Source organism: Mucilaginibacter sp. PAMB04274, assembly GCF_039634385.2.
GTDB lineage: Bacteria > Bacteroidota > Bacteroidia > Sphingobacteriales > Sphingobacteriaceae > Mucilaginibacter.
Genome location: NZ_CP155081.2, coordinates 4117759 through 4142607, shown reverse-complemented (window position 1 = coordinate 4142607; position 24849 = coordinate 4117759). Strand labels below are relative to the sequence as shown.

Sequence of the window (24849 nt, the reverse complement as noted above, 5' to 3'; positions counted from 1 at the left end):
GTTTGGGGCTAGTGCTTTAAGTAATAAACAAGTTATGCAAGTTACGGAACAAGAAGTTTTTATACAGGTTGGAGAATTGTCAAAAGACGTTTATTTTATATACGATATTGCCCGGAAAGAATTTAATTACGTTAGCCCGGCCTTTTCAGCGGTTTGGGGTATTGGTGCGGCTAAGGCCGTTAAAAATCCGTTGGTAATGTTAAATGTGGTGCATGACGAAGATCGCGAGCATGTTTTGAATTGTTTAAATGATTTTAAAAATACGCTTAAAGAAACGCAATTCACCTTTAGAATTAATTACGACGACGAAGCTTTTAAACATCTATGCGTAAGTCTTTACCCCATTAAAGAGCAGGGTGGGTTAACATGTGTTGCCGGCATAGCTGAAGACATCACCATAACACAGCAAAATATTTTCTATACAGAAAAGATTAACGCACGCAAAAATTCAACATTGGAGATACTTGCGCATGATTTAAAAGGACCGCTCGGCACTATAAGCATGATGGCTTCTTCCATTAAACGGGAGGCGCAGCTCGATTTAAAAGATAAAGAGCGAATACTACAGGCTGCAATGTTCATACAGGATATGTGTGCCCGCAATATCGCTCTGATACGCAGCCTCGTTAATCAGGAGTTTCTGGAATCGGCAGAGGTGATGCTGCGTAAGGAAAGGGCCGACCTGGTTTGGGAAATACGCGATGTGATACGTAACTACCAGAGCGCAGAGCAGCATCTGGCCAAGCGTTTTATACTTACAAGTCGGCATGAAAAGTTGTTTATACAATTGGATAGTCTGAAATTTATGCAGGTTATCAATAATCTTATATCAAACGCCATTAAATTTACACCAGATAATGGTAACATTGAGGTGAGTATTGAAGACAATGCCGACAGTGTGTTGGTTACTATTGCAGACAATGGGATTGGTATACCCGGCCATTTGCAACCCTACTTATTCGATAAATTTACACGAGCCCGCAGACCCGGTTTGCGTGGCGAAGAACCGGTTGGTTTAGGTATGTCTATCATCAAAACCATTGTTGAACTGCACGGCGGCGATATAACTTTTGATAGTGAAGAAGACAAGGGCAGTCGTTTTTATGTAAAAATACCCAAAAAATAGATTTGCGCTAAACGCATTTTTTTTGTCTTAAAAGACAACTTTTTTCGTATTGTTTACGTAAAAAGACCAAAGTGATAGCGTATAGATACGTTCTTTGCTGATTTAACTACCTGATTTTTTCGCTGCTACATTAAACTATTACTCTTTTTTTCCATCTTGTATTCATAGTTATAAGTTGTATGTCAGTTATTTTTTTGGAAGATAAAATGCGTAAAGTAGCTGAACAGGAAAGCCGGGTTCGGAAAAGTGTTTTCAGGCATTGGGAGGCTGAGCGCAAGCGCATGGCCGACGTGTTGCAGGAAGATATTGCACAGCTGGTTGCTATTGCCAAAATAAAGCTATCTGAGAGTAACGCGGTTGATGTAGACAATTGCCTGGCTATGGCTTTAAAGCAACTGAACCGGTTGTCGTTTGAGATGAAGCCACAGATATTGGAGCATTTTGGATTAGCCGCCGCTTTACAAGAACTGATTGCCCATAACGTTAGCGCTGCAGCCGATTACAGCATTACGCATGTAACCGAACTGCCCGACGATATGGACCCGTTAATGGAGGCAGCGATTTTCAGGCTAATACAAGATGTGCTGGGTAACTTACTATCACTTAAATTGCGCACCCTGAATTTTGAAATCAACCGTGAGGACGAATGCATTGCTATTAAAAGTCTGATTACTGTTGATTCGTTCAACGGCGAAACATCATCCAGGCTAACTGAGCAGGCGCTCACAAAAAATATTGTACATATAATGTATTTATTTGATGCTGAAGCTACTTTCCTCTTCCACAACGATTATAAGGTCGAAATGACCATACATCTTAACGAAAAACATTTGCACTAACTTTAAAGAAAGTGTGTTAAAGTCAGATGTAAAGAGAGACAACAACTACAGCTCCGCATAAATTTCTTTACGCTAAGGGTAAGCTGAAGTAAAATGTTGACCCTATACCTACCTGGCTATCCACCCAAATTTGACCGTCGTGCCGCTGTATAATTTCGGCGCACAGGTAAAGGCCAATACCGAAGCCTGATATGGTTTGTGTGTGCTTACTATCAACCCTGTAATAGCGTTCAAAAAGCTTTTCGGTATCCTCAGGCCTTATACCCATCCCCTCATCTTTTACGCCTACACGTATATTGTTATCTATTACAAGGCAGTTTACTTCAATAGTTTTGCCTTTAGGTGAGTATTTCACTGCGTTGCTAAGCAAATTCGAAATTACAGATCCAATTTTGTCCCGATCGGCATTTATTGTAACTTCCTCACAAGGCAATAAAAATATTTGGTGACTATGAACCGTTAACCTGTTCTCATCAACTATCTCTTTTACCAGTTCATCAAGTCTGAAAGGTGCTTTGTCCAGATGTATTTTGCCGGCTTCTAATCGTGATACGTTTAGAAACCCATTGATAAGTGTTCCCATCTTTTTTACCTGCACATTTACCTTATCAAGGGCATTTGCGGTGAAAGCATCATCAGCCTTGGTTGCCCTGGCATGTAGCATTTGCACGTAAGCGCTGAGCGAGGTAAGCGGTGTTTTCAATTCATGGCTTACCATGCCAATAAAATCGTTTTTGCGTACCTCGTCCTGCTTTTGTTCGGTAATATCCATCAGCACTCCCGAAAAGTAAGCCGACTTGCCTTGCGTGTTCTGGTTTAATTTTCCGGCAGCCCGTACCCAGCGTAGCTTTTGATCGTGATAGCCAATTACCGGGTGTTCTACATGATAACTATCGCCACGGCTTATTGCCCTGTTAACGGAAGTTTCCACGTAGTGGCGATATTCATCAGGTATTTGCTCAATTATTGTGTGGTAGTTAATGGCATCGTTGGCATAAAAGCCCAGAAGTTCTTTGCATCTGGCCGATGCAGTAAACTCATTAGTTTCTATATTCATATGCCAGGTGCCTACCTTAGCTGCTTCTACCGAAAAGCGTAGCATTTCCTCGGTTTGCTCTACCTTTTTACGGGTCAGCACCTGTTCTGTAACAATATTAGCTACCAATACAATGCTGGTAGTTTTGCCTCCATCGTCCTTAAGCGGGTGATATACAAAGTTGGTATATACTTCTTCTATTACGCCTTTATGCTCAAGTAGCGCTTTTACCTCGTTACCATAATAAGGTTCGCCGGTTGTATATACGTTGTCAAGTATGTTTAAAAAGTCCTGTCCCTGTAGTTCAGGTAACGCTTCGCTTAACGGCATGCCAATAACCTCGCTGGTTTTGCCCCAGGCCTCCAGCACTTTATTGTTGGCGGCTTCTATAATTAAATCTCTCCCGGTTAGGAGTGATATCGCAATAGGTGCATCGGCCAGCATATAACGTAAACGTGCTTCGCTTTCTGCCAGCCTGCTTACAATCTCTTTTAAGCTATCACGTGTGGCAGCTAATTCTTCATTGGTCGACAACAACTCTTCATTAGCCGAGGCCAGTTCCTCGTTGGTCGACATCAGCTCTTCATTCAGGTTTTGCTGCTCAACGTAGCTTTTTTCGAGTAGCTGCCTGGTTTGTACCTTATCGGTTATGTCTTCAGCGGCAACAATAATTCCGGTTACATTGCCCTGATTGTCAAATATTGGGTCATAATAAAAGCTTACATACTTTTGCACAGACTTACCGCCAATTTGCAGGTAAAATACTTCTTCTTCTTGCCCGTAACCTTTTCCCGTTTCATAAACTTGCTTCAAAAGCTTAGGAAACGGCTGCCCTTCAAGTTCTGGCAGTACTTCCAGCAGGGTGCGGCCTGTAACTTCATCGATGGTTTTGCCCCATAAATTCACCAGTTGCTGGTTAGCAATTTCAATAAGCCAATCCCGGCCATGCAGTATCATCAGCGCGTAATGGGCCGACATGACCATGTTGCGCAGATTGTTTTCGCTTTCTTCGATCCGTTGGCGTGCTACTACCTGCTCAGTAACATCGACCGCTGATTGTATTACGCCGGTAACTTCACCATTCTCTAACAATGGTTTATAAAGTATATTAAAGTAACCCGTGCCCTGCTCGCCATTTCGGTTCAATAATACGGCTTGCTCATAACCTGTCCATTCTTTGCCATTCTGGTAAGTTTGCTCAAGGCGTTCAATGATTGCCTGCCCGGCTAATTCGGGCATAGCATCAAATAAGTTTTTGCCGATTATGGAGTTATCTTTGTCAATTAACAGCAGCATAGGCGGATTAACAACCTCTAACCGCATATTCGGCCCGCGGGTCACCATTGTTGGAACGGGGCTTTGCTCTATCAGGCTCCTGAAACGTGCTTCGCTTTCAGCTAAATCTTTAGTGCGGCTAAATACACGCTCTTCTAATTCTGAATTTAACGCAGCCAGATGAATCTGCGATAAATGCAGTTCATCATTAGTGGCGCTGAGCTCTTCATTAGTTGTAGCCAGCTCTTCATTCAAAATCTGCTCACGCTGCAGTGCGCCGCTTTGCTCATAAGCAAAACCGTTATTTAAAATAGTGCCCACATATATGGCCACTGAAGTTAAAAAGTGCCGGTAATCACTATCCAGTTTTTTACGGGGAGACAGGCCCATAACTAGGTAACCCGTAATTTTAGCTTCATCACGACTGATTGGCGCAATTAGCGCCTCGCGGCAGGGTTCGCCCCATATGCTTTGAACAGCGTGAGGCAAGTATTTATTCAGGTCGGGTATGTGTTCAGCATTGCCAGAACCGTTGCTATAATGATGAGGCCAGCTTACACTTAACCCGTCATTTTCTGCAATTCCGCCGCTTGCAACTAATTGAGGCTGAGTATTTTTGTTTTCGGTTGAAAATAGCAGGTAAAATGGAATGTCTTCCTGGCAATTATTTAAGATGTTTTCAACATCTGCAACAGCCTCCATAAGGCTATGCGACTGATTAAGCTGGTTTTGCAAACGTTGCAAATGTTGATTACGCCGTTCATTGATTACCTTGTAAGTAGTTTCAATTACAGCATTAAATACGCCGCCAATTGTACCGTCAGTCGCCATAATAGGCGATAGGCTGTAATCGAAATAGCATTCCTCGGTATAGCCATAGCGGTGCATGAGTAGTAAAGCATCCGGCTGGCGTATAGATTCGCCTTTGGTTAATACACTTTTAAACTGTGCGTCCAGGCCGTCCCATATTTCAGGCCAAACCACAGCCCCCGGCTTTCCTAGTGCCCATGGGTGCTTATCGCCGGGTATGGTGCTCCATGCATCGTTGTATAGTAATGTAAAGTCGCTACCCCAGTAAATAGCAATAGGGAAGCCCGAATTAAGACTGATGCTGACAGCCGCCTTTAGGCTTTCGGGCCAAGTATCGGGTGTACTTAAGACAGATACTGACCAATCAGTGGTGCGGATCAGTTCGCCCATTTGGCCTCCGCCCAGCAAAAATGAAGGTATGTTTAACACAAGTTAGTTGATGTAATTAATAAAACAGCTAAAACATAGTACACACAATTCAATTACAAACACCCGAAAATAAAAAATGTTGCATGGGGTTTTAAAACAAAAAAGGGTAACATTTTAACGAGGCCAAGCATTTAGTGGCTATCATTAATCAACGCATGAAGAAAAATTGCCTTAGAAATCTAACTTTAAGCCCCCAGCTTTAATTTTTTAAAGCAAGAATGTACAAAAGCAAATCAATCTTACTGTCTCATAAAAAAAGTCATTTCATGTACTCACAAAATGACTTTTTTTAAAAGATTAACTGACTACCGCCACGCCTTGTACTGGTTAATCAAACCATTGGTTGAGGCATCATGAGTGTTTACTTCATCGGCTGTACGCAACTCTGGCAGTATTTTGCCTGCCAGTTGTTTGCCTAGTTCCACACCCCATTGGTCAAAGCTATAAATGTTCCAGATGATGCCTTGCACAAAAATTTTATGCTCGTACATGGCAATCAATGAGCCTAAAGCTCGCGGTGTGATTTTTTTAAGCAGGATAGAGTTGGTAGGGCGATTGCCTTCAAAAACTTTAAAGGGAGCGAGCTTTTCAATTTCTTTTTCGCTTTTGCCGGCTGCTTTTAATTCGGCTACCACTTCTTCATAGGTTTTGCCATTCATTAATGCTTCGGTCTGGGCAAAAAAGTTAGACAGTAACAACGTATGATGCTCGCCTACCGGGTTATGGGTTTGTGCAGGTGCAATAAAATCGCACGGTATCAATTTAGTGCCCTGGTGTATCAGCTGGTAAAATGCATGCTGCCCGTTGGTACCCGGTTCGCCCCATATGATAGGGCCGGTTTGATAATCAACCACCTCGCCGTTACGGTCTACATACTTGCCGTTGCTTTCCATATCGCCTTGTTGAAAATACGCAGCAAAACGATGCATGTATTGGTCATATGGTAAAATGGCCTGGCTTTCGGCACCGAAAAAGTTATTGTACCAAACGCCTAGCAGAGCGGCAATTACTGGTATGTTCTGCTCAAATTCGGTAGACTTAAAGTGGTTATCCATAGCATGAGCGCCGCCTAATAAAGCTTCAAAGTTGTCGAAGCCTATACCCAAAGCTATAGAAAGGCCAATGGCACTCCATAAAGAGTAACGACCGCCAACCCAATCCCAAAAGCCGAACATGTTTTGTGTGTCAATACCAAATTTTTCAACAGCCGCAGCATTGGTTGACAGGGCTGCAAAGTGTTTCGCAATATCAGCCTCGCTGGCGCCATGGTCTAAAAACCACTGGCGGGCCGTATTGGCATTAGCCATAGTCTCCTGCGTGGTAAACGTTTTAGAAGCGATCAGGAAAAGTGTCGTCTCGGGGTTAAGCGTCTTTAGTGTTTCGGTAATGTGCGTACCATCAACGTTTGATACGAAGTGCAGGTTTAAACGTGTTTTGTAAGCTTTTAAAGCCTCAGTTACCATTACAGGTCCCAGGTCAGATCCACCAATGCCAATGTTTACAACATCGGTAATTTGCTGGCCGGTATAGCCTTTCCAGGTGCCGGCAATTACTTGCTGGCTAAAGGCTTTCATGTGTTGTAACACAGCATTTACGTCGGGCATTACATCGCTACCTTCTACCAAAATTGGTGTATTGCTTTGATTGCGTAAGGCAATATGCAATACCGGGCGCTGCTCGGTTGCATTGATTACTTCTCCGGCAAACATAGCATCAATTGCATCATTTACTCTACACTCTTTTGCTAACTGTATTAACAACGCTATACACTTATCATCTATACGGTTTTTCGAGTAGTCAAACAGCATATCTTCAAAGTAGATAGAAAACTTCTTAAATCGCTGTGTGTCAGACGAAAATAGCTCTTTAACATTAGTGGCCTCTAGGTCCTCAAAATGGTCGGTAAGGTACTTAAAAGCCTGGGTGGTGGTAAAATCAATATTTGGCAGCATAATTGATAGATTGTTTAAGCCAAAAGTAAGCTTTAAAGTTTGCTTTAACCAACCAAATAGTTTTTAATAATAAGGTACTTAACGTTTAAAATACACACTAATCTTAGTGTTTTAAGTACACCTTTTAATTAAGATTTTTTTAATTTTTTTCGATAAAAATTTTGATAATTAAAATATTTATTTATTATATTTGTTTAGTTCATAACCTAAGTGCCGAAACGTCATCATATTATTAATCTGCTTAAAAACATTATTTGCCATGTTTGAAAAACTTTTTTTGCTTGTTAAGAATAACGCCGGGGCGGCTGTTATCAACAATCCGGTAATTCCTGCCGGTTCACGCGAAGCTGTGATAAACGAAGCTTCAAGTTCAATTATCGAGGTTTTAAAAAACCAGATGGAAAATGGACGCATTGGTGACCTGATTAAATATTTTCAGTTTTCGGGTACCTACAATGAGTCATTAGTTACCAGCATTATTAACAAGTTTGCAAACAGGCTAAACAAATTTTACAGCATTGATATGCCATCTGCACAAGCGGCAGCTCATTCACTTATACCAACAGTGATGAGGCAACTGGTGCAACAATCAAAAACTCAGCAAACCAAAGAGTTTGCTTTGGGCAATATGCTGTCTCAGCTAAATGGTAACCGTGCCGATTTAAGCGGCCTGGTTAACCAACTGATGATTGCTTAAGCTTATTTGCAGATTTTAATAATAGAAAGGCTTGTCTTAAACCGACAGGCCTTTTTTATGTTTACGCTATTAGGTTTTAACTATATTTGCTACCATGACAAAAGAACAAGTACAGGATTTAAGGGATAGAACAGCTTCCCTGAGGAGGCATCTTTGACATCGATAAAAAACTTGAAGAATTAGCAAAAGAACAGGAAATAACAGTTAGTCCGGAGTTTTGGAATGCACCTAAGGAAGCCGAAAAGGTATTGGCATCTATAAAAGTGAAAAAAGTTTGGACAGACGCCTTTCAGAAAGTTGTATCAACGGTTGATGATACTGGCGTACTTTATGAATTTTACCAGAGCGGTGATGCTACTGAGCCCGAAATGCAGGAACAGTTTAATGCGGCACTAAAAGCTGTAGAAGAACTGGAATTTAAGAACATGCTATCGGCCGAGGAAGACCAACTGAATGCCGTTTTACAAATTACAGCCGGTGCCGGTGGTACCGAAAGCTGCGATTGGGCCAGCATGCTCATGCGTATGTACATTATGTGGGGCGAAAAGAACGGCTACAAAGTAAGTGAGCAGGATTACCAGGAAGGCGATGTAGCCGGTATCAAAACTGTTACCTTGCAAATTGAAGGTGATTTTGCCTACGGTTATTTAAAAGGCGAAAATGGAGTACACCGTCTGGTGCGTGTGTCGCCGTTTGATGCCAATGCCAAGCGCCATACATCGTTTGCCTCTGTGTATGTATACCCGTTGGTTGATGATACTATCGAAATTGAGGTAAACCCTGCTGATATTGAGTTTGAGACATTCCGCTCGGGCGGCGCAGGCGGGCAAAACGTAAATAAGGTAGAAACTGCCGTACGTTTGTACCATAAACCATCAGGCATTGTTATTAAAAACCAGGAGTCGCGCTCGCAATTGCAGAATAAGGAAAATGCGATCCGCTTACTAAAATCTCAGTTATATGAGATTGAAATGCGTAAGCGTATGGAAACCAGTAATGCTATCGAAGGCAATAAAAAGAAGATTGAATGGGGTTCGCAAATACGCAACTACGTATTGCACCCATACAAACTGGTTAAAGACTTACGTACCGATCACGAAACATCCAACGCACAAGCTGTGTTAGATGGTGAATTGGACGACTTTTTGAAAGCCTACTTAATGGAATTTGGCGGACCCAAAAGCTAAGCTGATTTAAGAGCAAAAAGTAAAAAAAGGGTGTCATCCCGAACGATAACGAGAAATCTTGTACAAGCAATTAGCGGTGTATTAGATATCTCGCTATTTGTTCTGAATGGCATTTTTTGTTTTATATTAGCCTCAACCAAATTCGATAAACCAACTATGCGAACCAAACTCCTAACTGTGTCTTTAATGATGCTTGGTACATTAACATTTGCGCAAAGTACTCAACCCATAAAGCTTTATCCTAAAGGTGTTCCAAACAGCAAGGCTGCACCAGCAGCTTATGCCGAAAAGAACGAGAATAGCAGGGTAAGCATGGTTACCGATCCGGTGCTTACACCATTTTTTCCGGAAAAGGGAAAAGCTAACGGCGCGTCAATTATTATTTGCCCTGGGGGCGGCTATTCCAGACTGGCTATAAATCATGAAGGTACCGCTGTAGCCAAAAAGTTTAACGAAATAGGAGTAACGGCTTTTGTGCTTACCTACCGCCTGCCCAGCGATGCCATAATGCTTGACAAAACTATTGGTCCGCTACAGGATGCACAGCGTTCTATACAACTGGTGCGCCAGCGTTCTAAAGAATGGGGATTAGATACCGGTAGGGTAGGTATCATCGGCTTTTCGGCAGGTGGCCACCTGGCTTCAACCGCTATTACGCATTTTAACAAAGCCGTTATTGATAATAAAGACAACGTTAACCTGCGGCCAAACTTCGCCGTATTAATGTACCCGGTAATCAGCTTTACCGAAATAGCTCACAAAGGCTCACGCGAAAACCTGATTGGCAAAACACCAACGCCCCAAATGGTTGACCTATACTCGAACGAAAAGCAGGTAACCGCACAAACGCCACCCACTTTTTTAGTACATGCGCAGGATGATAAAACCGTGCCTGTAATGAACAGCATTGCTTTTTACGAAGCCATGGTAAAAGCCGGTGTAAAAGGAGAACTGCACCTGTACCAGGCCGGCGGCCACGGCTTTGGGCTGGTAAACAAAACAACTAAAGACGAATGGTTTAACGGTTGTAAAAGCTGGATGGATGCTAACGGGTGGTTAGGTAAGTAGTGAAATTTACATTAGTTAATTTGATTACATTGCGGTATTCATGAAATCATGTTTATCCGGCAAGATTTTTAGTTTTTTAATTTCTCAAGCATGTTAGCCCCTAAAGATATATTAGTTGTTACTACTTCAACAATTGAAGGCAGATCTATTAAAAAGCACGTTAAACCTGTAACCGCACATATTGTTGCCGGAACGAATTTCTTCAGCGATATGTTTGCCGCTTTCAGCGATTTTTTTGGTGGAAGATCCTCATCATATCAGAAACAGCTTACCTCCCTTTATGATGAAGCGATACATAGCATTAAGTTGGCCGCTTATGAAATAGGTGCTAATGCAGTTGTAGGTTTGAGTATAGATATGGATGAGATATCGGGAAAAAACAAATCTATGTTTATGTTAACAGCTATTGGTACGGCTGTAGTTTTAGAAAATAATGTTGTTGTAACACCTGCATTTGAGGAGGATGAGAAATTTGAAAATGTGAGTTATGAGAAGCTCAATAATTTATACAGGAAGCGCGATTATTTGAAGAAAGCCCAGGAGGATAATTTAACCTTTAATGATGACAGTTGGAAGTTTTTTACTGATAACAGGATGGAAGAGATATTTCCATTCCTTATAAAGAAATATCAAACAATGGTTACGGGCGTACCTCAAAATGAGCTTAAAGATTTTTATGACAGATTGCTAATGTATATTGACGCTTTTCCAGAAGAAAAGAAAGTAGCATTAGTTTATAGTGCAATCTTGACAGAAAAGAATAAATATAATCTTGCTCTGCTTAGCAAAGTAGTTAATGATCTTAATTTGTTAGATCTAAATTACGCACATCAAGTGATTGGGCATGATGATTTTAATACTCAAAAAATAGGGTTGCAAATTACAACCTTTAACAAACCATTCTATAATCGTGAAGATATTGAACTTTTTAACGCGATTAAGGAACAGATAGCATCTAATTTTAAGGAACGCGGAACCCGTACAACTAAAAAACAATTGTTATCTTCTAAAGAGAGGGAAGTATGGATATGCGAATGTGGTAACACAAATGATGTTCCTGGCTATAGTGCTTACTGTGATGGTTGTTTCAATGATATTTTTGGTTTTAAGGCGAATGATGTCACTCCGGCTAAAGCAGCAACTAGCATAAGCACAAAAGTAGAACTAATATCAGAACTGGTAGGGTAAGTTCGCCTACGTTATTCAAAACCGTTTCAAATACACCGCACTTACCAATTCACCATATGGAATTTGAGCCGGCTTATCTAAACTAAACCAGGGTGAGCCGTTTTGCAATATTTGTATGTTTTGAGCAGGCATAAAGCTTTGTGCCAGTAAGAATCTTTTCTGATGATTGACCTTGTTTATCGCCACATTCATCACTATAAAACAATGGCCTGGCGAACCACCCTTGATGAACACATCACCTATATTCAAATCATTAGAATTAGTAACCGGATGCAGCTCTTTTTCGAGCGATAGGGTGCCGGCGTAGGAGAATACCAAATTCATATACTTCAAAAAACTGGCGTAACTGTAATCTTTTGCAGCCTGCTTTTTCCAAACACCGCTTTGCTGATAACGGTACCCTTCGGCAAAGTGAATAAAATCGCATTTAAACCCGCTGGTAAAATTAAAGCTGATGGCTTTGTAGTCTTTTTTACTGTATAGGTACTCTGCCCTTAAGCGCATCACGGCGTCGGCGCACTGCTGTAAATCCTGGTTGCCAATGCTCATGTTGAGCACAGCAGCGGTATAAGGGTTTGTACGGGCAATAGTGCCTGTGTAGGTGCGGGTAGGAGTACCTGCCGGCTTAAGCGTTCTGTTTTGAAGCCATTGTGCAAAAGAACCAGGTTGCACCGTTATCTGCTGATAACTTGCAGGTATTTTAAAATGGCTAACTACGGTGTCGATTTTTATAAATGCCGAAGTAATGAGTAATAACAGGGCAAGAACTAGATTTTTCATAAGCGAGCGGCTTGTGTAAGTGCTTGATAAGGGTTATAAGGAACCGGCAAATTGCCCGTTAAATTAAATGCTGAAAAATGCAAATGTGTAGGAGAGCGCTGTTTGTAAGCATTAAAACCCGTACGGCCTACTTCAGCAATTTTCTGCCCGCGCTTTATGATATCGCCCGGTTTTACAAAAACGTTGCGGTTGTGAGCATAATAAGTGATTATGTTTTGTTGCGGGTGGTATAGCCAAATGTACCTGCCGCCTCTCAGATCGCTTTCTGCATCCCAAGTATTACTACAGGCCAGCACTAGGCCATCCGCAACGGCCAAAACGTTTACCGGCAACTGGGTATGGTCGTCCAGGTCGTCATGATTGCGGTCATCAATAAAAATATCATGCGCGGGGTGGGCAGTATGTTTGTTGCCGTCAAAGTAATTATAACCTTTGTCATTGTATCCATCGCCATGAGTGCCACCAATATCACGTGCAGAGTATCCGGCGAGTGGGAACACCCATTTGTCGTCTGTTGAAGGGTTATAGACGGCTTTAATTTTTGTTATCAGGGAACTAAAGCTATGCGCTGCTTTGTTGCGATTAATGCTGCCGTTTGTTACCTGTGAGTTCAGCTTATCAAATGCGTTGCAGTACTTAAAAAGTTTGCCTTGCTGGCCGTAAGTATATCTCGACACTGAAAGTAATAGCAACAAATTAAGTAAGAAAGCTTTAGGCATAAGATATTGGTATGCCTAAAGTTACAAAATATCTTGCTTATTGCAATACCGCCAATAACTCGTTAAGTTCCTGCACTTTCTCTGCAGATCCGAGTTGTTCGTACGAGCTGATGAGATTGCGCAAAATACGGCGCACAATGTCAGTATTACTGCAGGGTTCGTAAAACTGTTTATCTATATTCAGGTTCAGTTGTTTCAGGAACATATCTACATCACGCCTGCCAAAAATGAAACCTTTATTGAAAGCATTAATATAAAACAGTACCCCGCTTTCAAACTCCGATTTGGCCGATTCATCCATGTAAGCCAGTATGAAGTGCTGCGGTAAATTGACGCCATAAATAGGTATATCCAGCTTTTGGGCCACTACCGAGTAGATAATAGCCAGCGAGATCTGATTGCCCTTCTTAGTTTCCAAAACCTGGCTCAGGTAACTGTTTTGGGGATCCTGGTGATTGGTGGTATTACCGCTAAAGCCATATAGGTTATATAACACGTGGTTAATGAGCTTAACCTGGTCAGATGGACTGCCCTCAAACATCATCTGCATCCATATATCACGTTTAATGGCTTCAATCTGGTTAATAACTTTTTGTTCATCCAGATCGGGATATTGGTATTTATTGATAATAAGTGCGCCGCGCAATAAATCAAAAGCACCGCTCTGATGCCAGAGTTCCAGATCGTTTTTCACAATGCTAAATTGTATCTCGTGCACCAGGTTGGCTATGCGATCTTGCTGTACGCTATCAAAAGCCTGTTCCCAGGCGCTTTCAAGGTAGGTGATAGCAGTAGGACCGTATGACAATAGTTTTTCGTGCACATGCTCAAAGACTTCCCGGTCCGGGTCATCCAGTAGTTTTATAAGTGAGTTTATTTCAGCTTCGTTAATCATGTTGCCTATTCCTTCCAAATAATAAAGCTTTCTTTATTTTTACAACCATGTTTAAGCTAAAGTTTGCGCTAAGCCATTTTTTGCATCAGCGTAAGGCTATTAACCGCCATAGGTTGCACTCGCCGTTTGTATATCGGCTGGTTGATGAAGTAATTTACGATTTTTCGAATAAAAAAGTATATGCTGAAATTGAAAAAGAATCACAAGGAAGCAAAAAATTAGACGCAACAGACAAACTCCTGTACCGTTTGATAAATGATGCTAAGCCTGCTACTTTATGGATAGCGGGGCGCCACCAGCGTACCGACAGCTCAATTATACAACGTGCGGCCCAAACAGTACTGATTAAAAAAATTGACAATGCAGCCGATTGGCGCGACACCATAGCGCCTGATGTAATTTTTTTAGATACGCAGCTCAACCCGCAATCAACCATGGATTATTTTAACAAGCTGCTACCCCGCATACATGCCGATACTTTGCTTATAGTGAAAAATATTAACGAAAATATGCTTACCAAAACATCATGGAACATTATGCAGTCGCACGCTAAGGTTACTGTATCTGTAAATCTGTTTTGGTTGGGACTATTCTATTTTAGGCCGGGCAAAGTGAAGGAAGATTTTCTGATTAAATTTTAATGGAAGACAAGCATCGGGTGTTTTAAGTGATAATAAAACTCAGCGGCATCTGGTGGCCGAATAACCTAAGTAACATGGGGCTTTTTAGCCAATCGCTTTGCAAGCGTATTTAGAACACCATGTTCGCCTCGCTCCGGCATCAAAAACCACAACTTATTTTTTAAAACGCTTCTCCCAAACTCAGGTAAAAGCCTTGCTGTCTTTTTTCGCCGGCGGGCTTTTGGCCCACACCGTAGTCTATACGCATGGTAAGGCCTTTTTCAGTATCAAAAAAGTAACGCAGTCCGCCGCCGTAGTTAGGTTTAAACTGGTCAAAATTCAAGCTGTTTTTAAATACGGTGCCCGTGCCTGCAAAGCCGGCAATGCCAAAGCGGTCGCTTATGCGGTAGCGTAGCTCAGTTTGGCCGGCCAGCATATTTTTATCGCGATAGCGCCCATTGTAATAACCGCGCATCATTTCATCGTTTCCTAGCTCGGGTAGTAAGTAAAACGGTGTTTGGCTACCCAGCAGGCTTTGGTCTTGTATGTTAAAGCCTAATACCAAACGTTTGCTCAATGCAAAAAACTGAGCATACTCTATATTTAATAAGCTGCCCTGATAAGCATTATCAGCAAACAGGCCATGCATTACGTTCAGGTAGCCGGTTATATGCATACCCTTAGTGGTGTAAGTGTTGTTATTGCGATTGTCGAACGTAAGGCTTGGGCCGGCGTAAACGCCCGCGCCGCCATTGCGGTCTTGCGGTGTTAAACGGGCTTCGAAACTTTTGCCGGTATTTTCTATGCGGTACTTGTAATCATAAGCGCCCAGCACATAGCCTATGTAAATGTGCTCACCTAAGCGCTTTTCTCCTAAAAAGTTTACCTTAAACCGTTTTTCACTAATTCGCTGCTCGTCGGTTTTCCGGGTATTATCGCCAATGCCATAAAAATTAAACGGAAAATTGATGTAGCTGATACCTGCCGTGTAATGATACTTGTTTCGCGGTGTCCAGTAGCTACTGCTTAAGCTTACACGCTGCTGGCCCTCGGTAGTAAAAGTAGCATAAGCAAAAATGTTAGATACCCTGGTGCGCTTACTGCTGTCTGTGTAAAAAGAATAGAGGGTAGATGCACCCACCTCCAGTCCGGTTTCCGGAGCTGAACTCAGTACCGGCAGCAGAAAGAAGCTGGCGCTGCGCGTGCTGTCTTTCTCGAACAACATTTTACGAACAAACCTGGGCGTTATCTTTTTGATGAAAGCGGGCTGTGCGTGTGCGCTAAACGTACCTAAAACGAGTATTAGAAAAGCTATAATATTTTTTTTCATGAACGGCGTAGGGTTGAATAAGTACAAAGGTAGGTTTATTGTTTGCAGATTAACAGTTACAAAGTGCGGATAACAGTTTTAAAGGAACCCGATAGTGCCATATTTTTTGCATACATTTAAATAACATGACCCTGTAACCCAATGCCTGATCCTCGTAAAATAAAAACGCCCGGTGTATACGTGCCCGAAAAGATGATCTTTCCAAATTCGGTGATTCAGGTAAGTACTGCTGTGCCTGTATTTATCGGATACACGCAAAAGGCCAACGATGGTAAGCAGTCACTTCTCAATAAAGCCACCCGTATTACGTCCTTAAAACAGTATGTGCAATTTTTTGGCTCCGGGCAAGGTGTTTTATTAAAGTTTGCTATAACCGCAGCACCCACATCTTGGCCTGTGCCTAACGCACCGCATGTAACCATTAACGGAGGCGAGCAAGCTGTTCAAGCAAATGCGCCATCTTTTTACCTGTACAACGCTATCCGGCTGTTTTTTCAGAACGGTGGACTCGCTTGTTACATTGTTGCTGTAGGTAATTATCATGAAACTATCCTGCTGGAGCATTTTAAAACCGGTTTGAGCATATTATTGGATCAGGCAGAACCTTCATTGCTGGTAATGCCCGATGCTTTATTATTACCGCATGATGATTTTTATGCATTGGTACAATTGGCTTTGCAGCAATGTAAGGAGATGGGCAGTATATTTTACCTGGTTGATGTATGGGGAGGTAGTACTATGGCCGATGTTAACGTTATTGGTTCCGGATCACCCTTAGATGTTATTACCGACTTTAGAACCAATATAGGCGCTGATGCCCTTAGTTATGGTGCTGCCTACTTTCCATGGTTAAATACCTCTGTTGTAAGTGCTGACGAAATAACCTTTGCCAACCTGCCCGATTTAGATACTTATATTGAAACAGATGCATCTCATCAGGCGGCCTATCATGCAGTTAAAACCGCATTACTCAACGCAGCCTATGCGTTGCTCCGAGAGGATAACGCTATGCATAATGAAGCTACTATAGCAGCGGTACAACAGGCGCATTTAGCATTGCTAGCCGTTAGTTTAAATTATAAGCAGCTTATTGCAGCAGCTACTGCTGCTGCCAACGTACAGCCTGCGGCAGGGGCTTTGGCCGGCGTATACGTATCTAACGATTTGAGCAAGGAAGTATGGAAAGCACCGGCAAATGTTAATCTTGCAGGGGTTATCAAACCAACGCTTTATATAACAGATGCTGTACAGCAAATATTAAATGTGAGCACTGCCGACGGCAAGTCGGTTAATGCAATACGCACATTCCCTGGGCGGGGCGTACTGGTGTGGGGTGCACGTACGCTTAACGGAAATAGTAATGAATGGCGCTATATAAGTGTTAAAAGAACGGTGATGATGATTGAGCAGTCGGCAAAACAGGCATTACTCCCTTATGCTTTGCAGCCCAATAACGCCGATACTTGGATGAAGGTTAAAGATATGATGTACAATTTTTTATTAGGCCTGTGGAAGCAAGGTGCATTTGTAGGTACATCGCCCACCGACGCTTTTCATGTAAGCGTTGGCCTGGGTACTACCATGACCGCAGCCGATATAAGCAATGGTGTACTGATGCTCGAATTGATGGTTGCTGTGACTCGTCCTGCCGAATTTATTTACATAAGGATTAAGCAGCAAATGCAAAAACCATAGCATTTTGGGCAATTGTAGCGAGTTATCGTAATCCTTTCAATTCTTAATCCCATCTTCTCAATCTTAAACAAATTACCTACTTTTGCGCCTGATTTTTAATTGATTGGATGATGGATATTACTAGAGGACCTATATCTCAGTTTATTGAGAAAAACTACCGGCATTTTAATGCAGCCGCATTAATGGATGCTGCCAAAGGATACGAAACCCACCTGCTTGAGGGTGGTAAGATGATGGTTACCCTGGCCGGCGCTATGAGTACAGCGGAGCTGGGTATTTCGTTGGCCGAGATGATTCGTCAGGATAAAATTGCGATTATTTCTTGCACCGGCGCTAATCTCGAAGAAGACATCATGAACCTGGTTGCGCACTCACACTACAAACGTGTGCCTAACTATCGCGACTTAAGTCCGCAGGACGAATGGGATTTGTTGGAGAATCATTATAACCGCGTAACGGATACCTGTATACCTGAAGAAGAAGCTTTCCGCCGTTTGCAAAAGCATATTCACCAGGTTTGGAAAGATGCAGATGACACAGGTGAGCGTTATTTTCCGCATGAGTATATGTATAAGATGCTGCTAAGCGGCGATTTGGAGCAGTACTACGAAATTGACCCGAAAAATTCATGGATGCTGGCTGCGGCCGAAAAGAACCTTCCAATTGTGGTACCAGGCTGGGAAGACTCAACCATGGGTAATATATTTGCTTCATACGTAATTAAGGGGCAAATTAAAGCAAGTACTATGAAGAGTGGTATTGAGTATATGGCTTGGTTGGCCGATTGGTATGTAAAGAATTCGGATGGCAAGGGCATTGGCTTTTTCCAGATTGGTGGTGGCATTGCCGGTGATTTTCCAATATGCGTAGTGCCTATGCTTTACCAGGATATGGAAATGGAAAACATTCCTTTTTGGAGCTATTTCTGCCAGATATCTGATTCCACTACATCATACGGGTCATACTCGGGTGCGGTGCCAAACGAAAAAATTACCTGGGGCAAGCTGGATATCCACACACCTAAGTTTATAGTAGAATCTGACGCTACCATAGTAGCACCGCTGATATTCGCCTGGTTACTAAAACAATAAAATAGATTTTCAAATCTGCAACTCCCCGTTGCAAGAAAATTTATTTAAATACAACGAAAATAGCCCTCTGATAAATCGGAGGGCTATTTTTTTAACTAGTTTAGACTGATTATAAATTAGAAACAAGTGTCACTAATTTGTCAGCCATAGTTTATAAAATTTTACTTTTGTGGACTGAAAAAAGCGGGATACCTACGTCTTTTCAGTTTATAAAGTATCACACACATACAAATTATCTAGCATAAATACGCTTTATGAGAAAATTCTCATTACTTCTTAAACAGTTTTCAAGGTCGGTTTTACTGGTAGCGGGCTTAACGGCCATGGGCTTTAATGCCCTTGCTCAAGGTGATGCTGCCAAGGGCGAAGCTTTATATAAGGCGAAATGTACCTCATGTCATAAACTCGATCAGCGTTTAACCGGTCCGGCTTTAGGCCCTGTGATGACGTCTGAGACTGACGACAAGTGGTTAACCAAATGGATTCAGAACAACCAGGCTTTAATTGCCGCTAAAGATCCAAAAGCGCTTAAGATTTACAACGAGTACAACCAGGCGGGCATGAACGTGTTCACTGAGCTGAGCGATGGTGATGTGGCTAACATTATTACCTACGTTCGCGATGAGTACAAGAAAATGCAGGCAACTCCTGCCGCTGGTGGTTCTGCCAACGCTGCAGGTGCCGGTGCTGCTGAGGGTCCAAGCAATGCATTGATTTTCGGTTTGATTGCCGCAGTTGTTGTAGCCTTAATCGTTATCCTGGTTCTTAACCGTGCCATCGGTACTTTAGAGCGTTTGATCTTAAAACGTAAAGATCTGCTTCCTGAAGAGGATGTAGTAGAAGAGGCTGTTGCTGTTGATCGTTTTGCTACCGTTAAAAGGTTGGCTAAAAATAAGAAACTGGTATTCTTCTTCGTATTAGCCGGTACCATCGCTTTAGGTAGCTGGAGCTGGGTAACCATGTGGAACACCAACGTTCATCAAGGATATCAACCCGTACAACCTATTAAATACTCACACGAGTTGCACGCAGGTGTGATGAAGATTAATTGTCAGTACTGTCACTCAAGTGCATATAAAGGTAAAAATGCAACCATACCATCACTAAACGTGTGTATGAACTGCCATAAGGTAGTTAAAACAGAATCTCCTGAGATACACAAAATTTATGATGCATTGGGTTATGATCCGGGTACGCAGAAATATGATACCACTAAGGCTCGTCCTATCCAGTGGGTGCGTATACACAACCTGCCTGATTTTGCTTACTTTAATCACTCGCAGCACACTAAGGTTGCAGGTATTCAGTGCCAGAAATGTCACGGTCCTATTCAAACCATGAAAGAGGTTTATCAATATTCACCTCTTACTATGAAATGGTGTATCCAGTGCCACAAGCGCACCGAAACCGGCTTTAAAGGCAATGCTTACTACGACAAAATGGTTGAAGTGCATGATGCTTTAAAACGCGGCGAAAAAGTAACCGCTGCAGCATTAGGAGGTTTGGAGTGTGCTAAATGCCACTATTAATAAATTAAGAAACTTAGCAATTTACAGTTTATAAAGCTTAAATGGAAAGCAATAAAAAATACTGGAAAGGTTTAGAAGAGCTGAACAACACGCCAGAGTTTGTTGAATTAAACAAACATGAGTTTGCTGAGCCTGTTCCGATTGAGGAAGTGCTGAGCGGTAACGGTTTAACCGGTAAAACGCCGCGTCGTAATTTCTTAAAAACAGTTGGCTTTGGTATAGGTGCCGTTTCACTCGCCGCCTGTCAGAAAACACCTGTTCACAAATCTATACCTTACTTAATTAAACCCGAGGAGGTAACTCCTGGTGTAGCTAACTATTATACATCCAGCTATAATGGCCATGCTATATTAGTTAAAACCCGCGAAGGACGCCCGATTAAAATTGAAGGTAACCCTGGTGATGTATTAGGGCAGGGTGGTGTTAACGCACAAGTACAGGCTTCAATATTAGACCTGTATAACGTTGCCCGCTTAAAAGGCCCTATGCAAGATAATGGCGACGTAGCCTGGAGCCAGCTTGACGATTATGTTAAAGCTGAACTGGGTGCCATTAAAGCAAGCGGTAAACAAATCCGTATCGTAACCTCAACAATTAACAGCCCTTCAACTTTAAGGGTGATCAGCGATTTTATCGCTCAATATCCAACTGCTAAGCACGTTACTTATGATGCGGTTTCTTTAACCGGTATCATTCAGGCTAATCAAAATAGCTTTGGCAAGGCAGTTTTGCCACGCTATAGCTTTGACAAAGCCGACGTGATTGTAAGCTTTGGTGCCGACTTTTTAGGCCCATGGATTTCACAAGCAGAGCACATGCGCCAGTATGTGTCAAACCGTAGCCACGAAGCTTTGGAAGGCAAGAAAATGTCACGCCACATCCAGTTCGAAGCCCGCATGAGCTTAACCGGAAGTAACGCCGATGTTCGTGTGCCAATTAAACCCTCTGAAGAAGGTGTTGCCTTAGTTAGCTTATATAATGCTATTGCCGGCACTACTTTACCAGGTACTAAAAAACTGACAGATAAAGCTACAGAGAACGCTGTAATTATAGCCGCTAAAGAACTGGTTGCTGCCAAAGGCCGTGCACTGGTTGTAGCAGGTACTAACGATGTAGCTTCACAAATACTGGTTAACGCAATAAATTCGTTGCTGGGCAGCTACGGTACTACGATCGATTTAGACAACCCATCATACCAATACAAAGGTAACGATGCCGAAATGGTGGCCTTTGTTGATGAGATGAAAGCAGGCCAGGTTGGCGCCGTGTTATTTTTAAATGCCAACCCGGTATATAATTATTACCAAAGCAGTGCTTTTGCAGATGCTTTGAAAAAAGTACGTTTACGCATTTCATTTGCTGAAAGCAACGACGAAACAGCTGCACAATGTAATATAGTAGCGCCTAACAGCCACTACCTGGAATCATGGGGTGACGAGAATGCTGTTGAGGGTTATTATACCATTGTACAACCAACCATCAATAAGGTATATGACAGCCGTAAAGCTGAAGAAAGCTTACTGGTGTGGTCAAACAACCCGGTTAAAGATTACTATACATACGTACGTAATACCTGGAACACTACTCTATTACCTCAAGGAGGCTTTGCCGGTCAGAACGGCTGGGAAAGCTTACTGCAAACCGGTTTTGTAAAGGCTGCTGCTAAACCAGCGGGCACTTACACTTTTAGCCGCGATTTGAACGCTGTAGCACAAACCATTTTGGGCCAGAGCGCCAAGTTAGCTGCTGGTGAAGGTAAATTGGAACTGGAAGTTTTTGAAAGCAATACAGTACGTGACGGTAAATATGCCAATAACCCATGGTTACAGGAGTTACCTGATCCAGTTTCGAAAGTTACTTGGGATAACTATGTTGCTATATCTCCTAAAACAGCTAAAGAATTAAAACTGGAAGAAGGAGATGTAGTAAAAGTTACGGCTAACAATTATTCAACAGAGTTACCAATACTATTACAGCCAGGCCAGGCGCAAGGTACTATCTCTATCGCTTTGGGTTACGGCCGTTCAAAAGCTGGTAAAGTAGGTGATGAAGTGGGTAAAAACGCTTTCCCTTTCTTAAGCTTTGTAAACGGTACTTTCCGCGGCACAGCAATTGCTAAACTGGAGGCAGTAGGCGGTGATAAAATTGTGTTGGCACAAACACAAACTCACCACTCGTATGAAGGTCGTGATGTAATTCGCGAAACTACATTACAGCAGTTCCTGAAAAAACCAGAAGGCGAGAAAGAAGAGAAAAAAGAAACCTACGATTTGTGGAATGATTACGATCGTCCGCAATATGACTGGGTAATGGCTATAGACTTAAACGCTTGTACAGGTTGCGGTGCTTGTGTTGTAGCTTGTAACGCCGAAAATAATATTCCTGTTGTAGGCCGTGATGAGGTTCGCCGTCGTCGTGAGATGCACTGGATCCGTATTGACCGTTATTATAGCTTTGACGAAAACGGCCATAACGTTACCGAGGAAAAAGAGATCAACAAACTGGAAAACCTGGATAACGTATCTGTTACCTTCCAGCCCATGCTTTGCCAGCACTGTGATCACGCACCTTGCGAAACTGTTTGTCCGGTTTTAGCTACCACGCACTCATCAGAAGGTTTAAACCAGATGACTTACAACCGTTGTGTTGGTACACGTTATTGCGCTAACAACTGTCCTTATAAAGTGCGTCGTTTCAACTGGTTCAACTACTGGAATGATTCACGTTTTGAGAACTATATCCAAAACGATTACACAGAATTGGTATTAAACCCTGATGTTACTACCCGTTTCCGTGGTGTAATGGAGAAATGTACTTTCTGCGTACAACGTATACAAGCTGGTAAACTAAATGCCAAATTACAAAAACGTCCTTTACAGGATGGTGATATCAAAGTTGCCTGTCAGCAAACCTGCCCTGCCAACGCCATCATATTTGGTAACAAAAACGATCCTAATTCACAAGTATCTAAAGCCTTGAAAAGTGAAAGAACTTACTATGTGCTGGAAGAGTTAAACGTTAAGCCAGGCATCGGTTACCAAACCAAAGTAAGAAACAGAGACGCAGTAACAGAAGCATAAATTATAAAAACACGAGATTATTATATACTATGGCATCTCACAGTGAAGCAATAATCAGGGAACCGTTAATTACGGGCAAGAACATTACCTATGCCCAAATTACTAACGAGGTTTTACTCCCTGTTGAAAATAAACCCAACTTGGCCTGGTGGATCGGCTTTGCCTTAGCATCTGCCGGCGCAGCATTATGGGTATTCTCTATTAGCTGGACTTTTTGGTTCGGTGTAGGAGAGTGGGGATTGAACAAAACAGTGGGCTGGGCCTGGGACATCACCGGTTTCGTGTGGTGGGTAGGTATCGGTCACGCCGGAACGCTTATCTCGGCTGTATTGCTGATATTCCGTCAAAACTGGCGTAACTCTATCAACCGTTCTGCCGAAGCAATGACTATTTTCGCGGTTATTTGTGCGGCCACTTACATCTTTGGTCACATGGGCCGCCCTTGGTTGGCTTACTGGACTTTACCACTGCCTAACCAGTACGGCTCGCTGTGGGTAAACTGGAACTCGGCGCTGATGATGGACGTGTTCGCGATCTCTACGTACTTCTCCGTATCGTTGATATTCTGGTACACCGGTTTATTACCTGATATTGCAAGTATCCGTGACCGCGCTACAGGCCTACGCCGCCGTATATACTCTGTTCTTTCTTTCGGATGGACAGGTTCAGTAAAAACCTGGCAGCGTTTCGAAACCGTGTCATTAATCCTGGCCGGTATTTCAACACCGCTGGTACTTTCGGTACACACCATCGTATCATTCGACTTTGCCACATCACTGGAGCCAGGATGGCATACTACCATCTTCCCGCCATATTTCGTTGCGGGCGCGATCTTCTCAGGTTTTGCCATGGTGCAAACCCTATTGCTGATTGCCCGTAAGGTTTTAGGTTTGGAGAACTATATCACCATGTTCCACATCGAGTCAATGAACAAGATTATCTTGTTAACCGGTTCAATCGTGGGTGTGGCTTATATCACTGAGTTTTTCATCGCCTGGTACTCAGGTGTTGAGTATGAGCAATATGCATTCATTAACCGTTCAACTGGTCCGTACTGGTGGGCTTACTGGAGCATGATGACCTGTAACGTAATTACACCTCAGCTCTTCTGGTTCAAGAAAATCCGTATCAACATCCCGTTAGCATGGATATTATCAATCATTGTTAACATCGGTATGTGGTTTGAGCGTTTCGTAATCATCGTTACCTCCCTGCACCGTGATTTCTTGCCGTCAAGCTGGGTAATGTTCTATCCAACCTGGACAGACGTAGGCATCTTCGTAGGTTCAATCGGCTTGTTCTTCACAATGTTCCTGTTATTCATCCGCGTGTTACCATCAGTTGCTATGGCCGAGGTTAAACTGTTGCTGAAAACATCGAGCGAGCAGGCTAAAAAGAAACTGATTGATGACGGCCACCTGGAGCCGGAGCAACAGGCAGATTATGTTAAAGCATTAGAGAAATACGACAGTGTTGATTTAACTCAATACCAAAAAGCATAAC

Annotated in this window: 18 protein-coding genes; 12 read left to right on the top strand and 6 right to left on the bottom strand. The window is 42.5% G+C overall.

Annotated features, from left to right (window positions below; genetic code table 11):
- Window positions 1–34: 34 nt before the first annotated feature.
- Both ABDD95_RS17460 and ABDD95_RS17455 read left to right on the top strand, forming a co-directional pair.
- Window positions 35–1126 carry an ATP-binding protein gene (locus tag ABDD95_RS17460; protein ID WP_345948623.1) on the top strand — a complete coding sequence of 364 codons (1092 nt, stop codon included), beginning with the start codon at window positions 35–37 and terminating at the stop codon, window positions 1124–1126.
- A gap of 179 nt (window positions 1127–1305) precedes the next feature.
- Window positions 1306–1965, top strand: coding sequence for a hypothetical protein (locus ABDD95_RS17455; protein ID WP_345948622.1), 660 nt, complete (start codon window positions 1306–1308; stop codon window positions 1963–1965).
- A gap of 67 nt (window positions 1966–2032) precedes the next feature.
- Here the strand turns inward: ABDD95_RS17455 and ABDD95_RS17450 are convergent, their stop codons facing one another.
- Window positions 2033–5515, bottom strand: coding sequence for a PAS domain S-box protein (locus tag ABDD95_RS17450; RefSeq protein WP_345948621.1), 3483 nt, complete (start codon window positions 5513–5515; stop codon window positions 2033–2035).
- A 305-nt stretch (window positions 5516–5820) separates the two neighbouring features.
- Window positions 5821–7467, bottom strand: coding sequence for a glucose-6-phosphate isomerase (gene pgi / locus ABDD95_RS17445; protein ID WP_345948620.1), 1647 nt, complete (start codon window positions 7465–7467; stop codon window positions 5821–5823).
- 259 nt (window positions 7468–7726) lie between these two features.
- On the opposite strand from pgi, the gene ABDD95_RS17440 reads away from it, so the two are divergent.
- From ABDD95_RS17440 to ABDD95_RS17425, 4 genes are all read left to right on the top strand, one after another.
- Window positions 7727–8164, top strand: a complete 438-nt coding sequence (locus ABDD95_RS17440; protein WP_345948619.1) for a hypothetical protein — start codon at window positions 7727–7729, stop codon at window positions 8162–8164.
- A 94-nt stretch (window positions 8165–8258) separates the two neighbouring features.
- Window positions 8259–9351, top strand: a protein-coding gene (gene prfB / locus ABDD95_RS17435; protein ID WP_345948618.1) for a peptide chain release factor 2 whose coding sequence is annotated in 2 segments (ribosomal slippage) — window positions 8259–8318 and window positions 8320–9351 — 1092 coding nt in all. Because the reading frame shifts where the segments join, the coding sequence is not laid out codon by codon here.
- A gap of 156 nt (window positions 9352–9507) precedes the next feature.
- A complete protein-coding gene (locus ABDD95_RS17430) occupies window positions 9508–10419 on the top strand; it encodes an alpha/beta hydrolase (RefSeq protein ID WP_345948617.1) in 912 nt (303 codons plus the stop codon).
- A 90-nt stretch (window positions 10420–10509) separates the two neighbouring features.
- Window positions 10510–11607: a YbjQ family protein gene (locus ABDD95_RS17425; protein ID WP_345948616.1), complete on the top strand. Its 1098-nt coding sequence runs from the start codon at window positions 10510–10512 to the stop codon at window positions 11605–11607.
- A gap of 15 nt (window positions 11608–11622) precedes the next feature.
- On the opposite strand, the gene ABDD95_RS17420 is transcribed toward ABDD95_RS17425, so the two are convergent.
- Genes ABDD95_RS17420 through ABDD95_RS17410 form a run of 3 tightly spaced genes read right to left on the bottom strand, consistent with a single transcriptional unit; the run spans window position 11623 to window position 14001 of the window.
- A complete protein-coding gene (locus tag ABDD95_RS17420; protein ID WP_345948615.1) occupies window positions 11623–12387 on the bottom strand; it encodes a DUF4846 domain-containing protein in 765 nt (254 codons plus the stop codon).
- Window positions 12384–13106 (bottom strand): M23 family metallopeptidase, encoded by a 723-nt coding sequence (locus ABDD95_RS17415; RefSeq protein ID WP_345948614.1) that lies wholly within the window; start codon window positions 13104–13106, stop codon window positions 12384–12386. Before ABDD95_RS17415 ends, ABDD95_RS17420 begins: the two co-directional genes overlap by 4 nt.
- Window positions 13107–13143: 37 nt before the next feature.
- Window positions 13144–14001, bottom strand: coding sequence for a transglutaminase-like domain-containing protein (locus ABDD95_RS17410; RefSeq protein WP_345948613.1), 858 nt, complete (start codon window positions 13999–14001; stop codon window positions 13144–13146).
- A gap of 47 nt (window positions 14002–14048) precedes the next feature.
- Between ABDD95_RS17410 and ABDD95_RS17405 the strand changes: the two genes are divergently transcribed.
- The gene (locus ABDD95_RS17405; protein ID WP_345948612.1) at window positions 14049–14642 is read left to right on the top strand and encodes a hypothetical protein; all 594 of its coding nucleotides are present in this window, start codon (window positions 14049–14051) and stop codon (window positions 14640–14642) included.
- A 160-nt stretch (window positions 14643–14802) separates the two neighbouring features.
- Here ABDD95_RS17405 and ABDD95_RS17400 read toward each other — a convergent pair whose 3' ends face one another.
- Entirely contained in the window at window positions 14803–15951 is a 1149-nt protein-coding gene (locus ABDD95_RS17400) for a polymerase (RefSeq protein WP_345948611.1), read from the bottom strand.
- A gap of 141 nt (window positions 15952–16092) precedes the next feature.
- Between ABDD95_RS17400 and ABDD95_RS17395 the strand changes: the two genes are divergently transcribed.
- The 5 genes from ABDD95_RS17395 to nrfD all read left to right on the top strand — a co-directional run bounded on the left by ABDD95_RS17395 (window position 16093) and on the right by nrfD (window position 24848).
- The gene (locus ABDD95_RS17395; protein ID WP_345948610.1) at window positions 16093–17646 is read left to right on the top strand and encodes a phage tail sheath C-terminal domain-containing protein; all 1554 of its coding nucleotides are present in this window, start codon (window positions 16093–16095) and stop codon (window positions 17644–17646) included.
- A gap of 110 nt (window positions 17647–17756) precedes the next feature.
- On the top strand, window positions 17757–18737 hold the full coding sequence (locus ABDD95_RS17390; RefSeq protein ID WP_345952115.1) for a deoxyhypusine synthase family protein: 981 nt from the start codon (window positions 17757–17759) through the stop codon (window positions 18735–18737).
- A gap of 254 nt (window positions 18738–18991) precedes the next feature.
- Window positions 18992–20266, top strand: a complete 1275-nt coding sequence (locus ABDD95_RS17385) for a cytochrome c3 family protein (RefSeq protein ID WP_345948609.1) — start codon at window positions 18992–18994, stop codon at window positions 20264–20266.
- Between the two features lie 41 nt (window positions 20267–20307).
- Window positions 20308–23346 (top strand): TAT-variant-translocated molybdopterin oxidoreductase, encoded by a 3039-nt coding sequence (locus ABDD95_RS17380; protein WP_345948608.1) that lies wholly within the window; start codon window positions 20308–20310, stop codon window positions 23344–23346.
- A 29-nt stretch (window positions 23347–23375) separates the two neighbouring features.
- Window positions 23376–24848 (top strand): NrfD/PsrC family molybdoenzyme membrane anchor subunit, encoded by a 1473-nt coding sequence (gene nrfD / locus ABDD95_RS17375; protein WP_345948607.1) that lies wholly within the window; start codon window positions 23376–23378, stop codon window positions 24846–24848.
- Window position 24849: the final 1 nt, after the last annotated feature.

Bases quoted from the DNA above. Each gene is read 5' to 3' on its own strand.
- ABDD95_RS17420 (WP_345948615.1), bottom strand. From the start codon at position 12,387: ATGAAAAATCTAGTTCTTGCCCTGTTATTACTCATTACTTCGGCATTT.
- ABDD95_RS17385 (WP_345948609.1), top strand. From the start codon at position 18,992: ATGAGAAAATTCTCATTACTTCTTAAACAGTTTTCAAGGTCGGTTTTA.
- ABDD95_RS17400 (WP_345948611.1), bottom strand. From the start codon at position 15,951: ATGAAAAAAAATATTATAGCTTTTCTAATACTCGTTTTAGGTACGTTT.
- ABDD95_RS17460 (WP_345948623.1), top strand. From the start codon at position 35: ATGCAAGTTACGGAACAAGAAGTTTTTATACAGGTTGGAGAATTGTCA.
- ABDD95_RS17415 (WP_345948614.1), bottom strand. From the start codon at position 13,106: ATGCCTAAAGCTTTCTTACTTAATTTGTTGCTATTACTTTCAGTGTCG.
- ABDD95_RS17440 (WP_345948619.1), top strand. From the start codon at position 7,727: ATGTTTGAAAAACTTTTTTTGCTTGTTAAGAATAACGCCGGGGCGGCT.
- ABDD95_RS17380 (WP_345948608.1), top strand. From the start codon at position 20,308: ATGGAAAGCAATAAAAAATACTGGAAAGGTTTAGAAGAGCTGAACAAC.
- nrfD (WP_345948607.1), top strand. From the start codon at position 23,376: ATGGCATCTCACAGTGAAGCAATAATCAGGGAACCGTTAATTACGGGC.
- ABDD95_RS17430 (WP_345948617.1), top strand. From the start codon at position 9,508: ATGCGAACCAAACTCCTAACTGTGTCTTTAATGATGCTTGGTACATTA.
- pgi (WP_345948620.1), bottom strand. From the start codon at position 7,467: ATGCTGCCAAATATTGATTTTACCACCACCCAGGCTTTTAAGTACCTT.
- ABDD95_RS17395 (WP_345948610.1), top strand. From the start codon at position 16,093: ATGCCTGATCCTCGTAAAATAAAAACGCCCGGTGTATACGTGCCCGAA.
- ABDD95_RS17410 (WP_345948613.1), bottom strand. From the start codon at position 14,001: ATGATTAACGAAGCTGAAATAAACTCACTTATAAAACTACTGGATGAC.
- ABDD95_RS17390 (WP_345952115.1), top strand. From the start codon at position 17,757: ATGGATATTACTAGAGGACCTATATCTCAGTTTATTGAGAAAAACTAC.
- ABDD95_RS17455 (WP_345948622.1), top strand. From the start codon at position 1,306: ATGTCAGTTATTTTTTTGGAAGATAAAATGCGTAAAGTAGCTGAACAG.
- ABDD95_RS17405 (WP_345948612.1), top strand. From the start codon at position 14,049: ATGTTTAAGCTAAAGTTTGCGCTAAGCCATTTTTTGCATCAGCGTAAG.
- ABDD95_RS17425 (WP_345948616.1), top strand. From the start codon at position 10,510: ATGTTAGCCCCTAAAGATATATTAGTTGTTACTACTTCAACAATTGAA.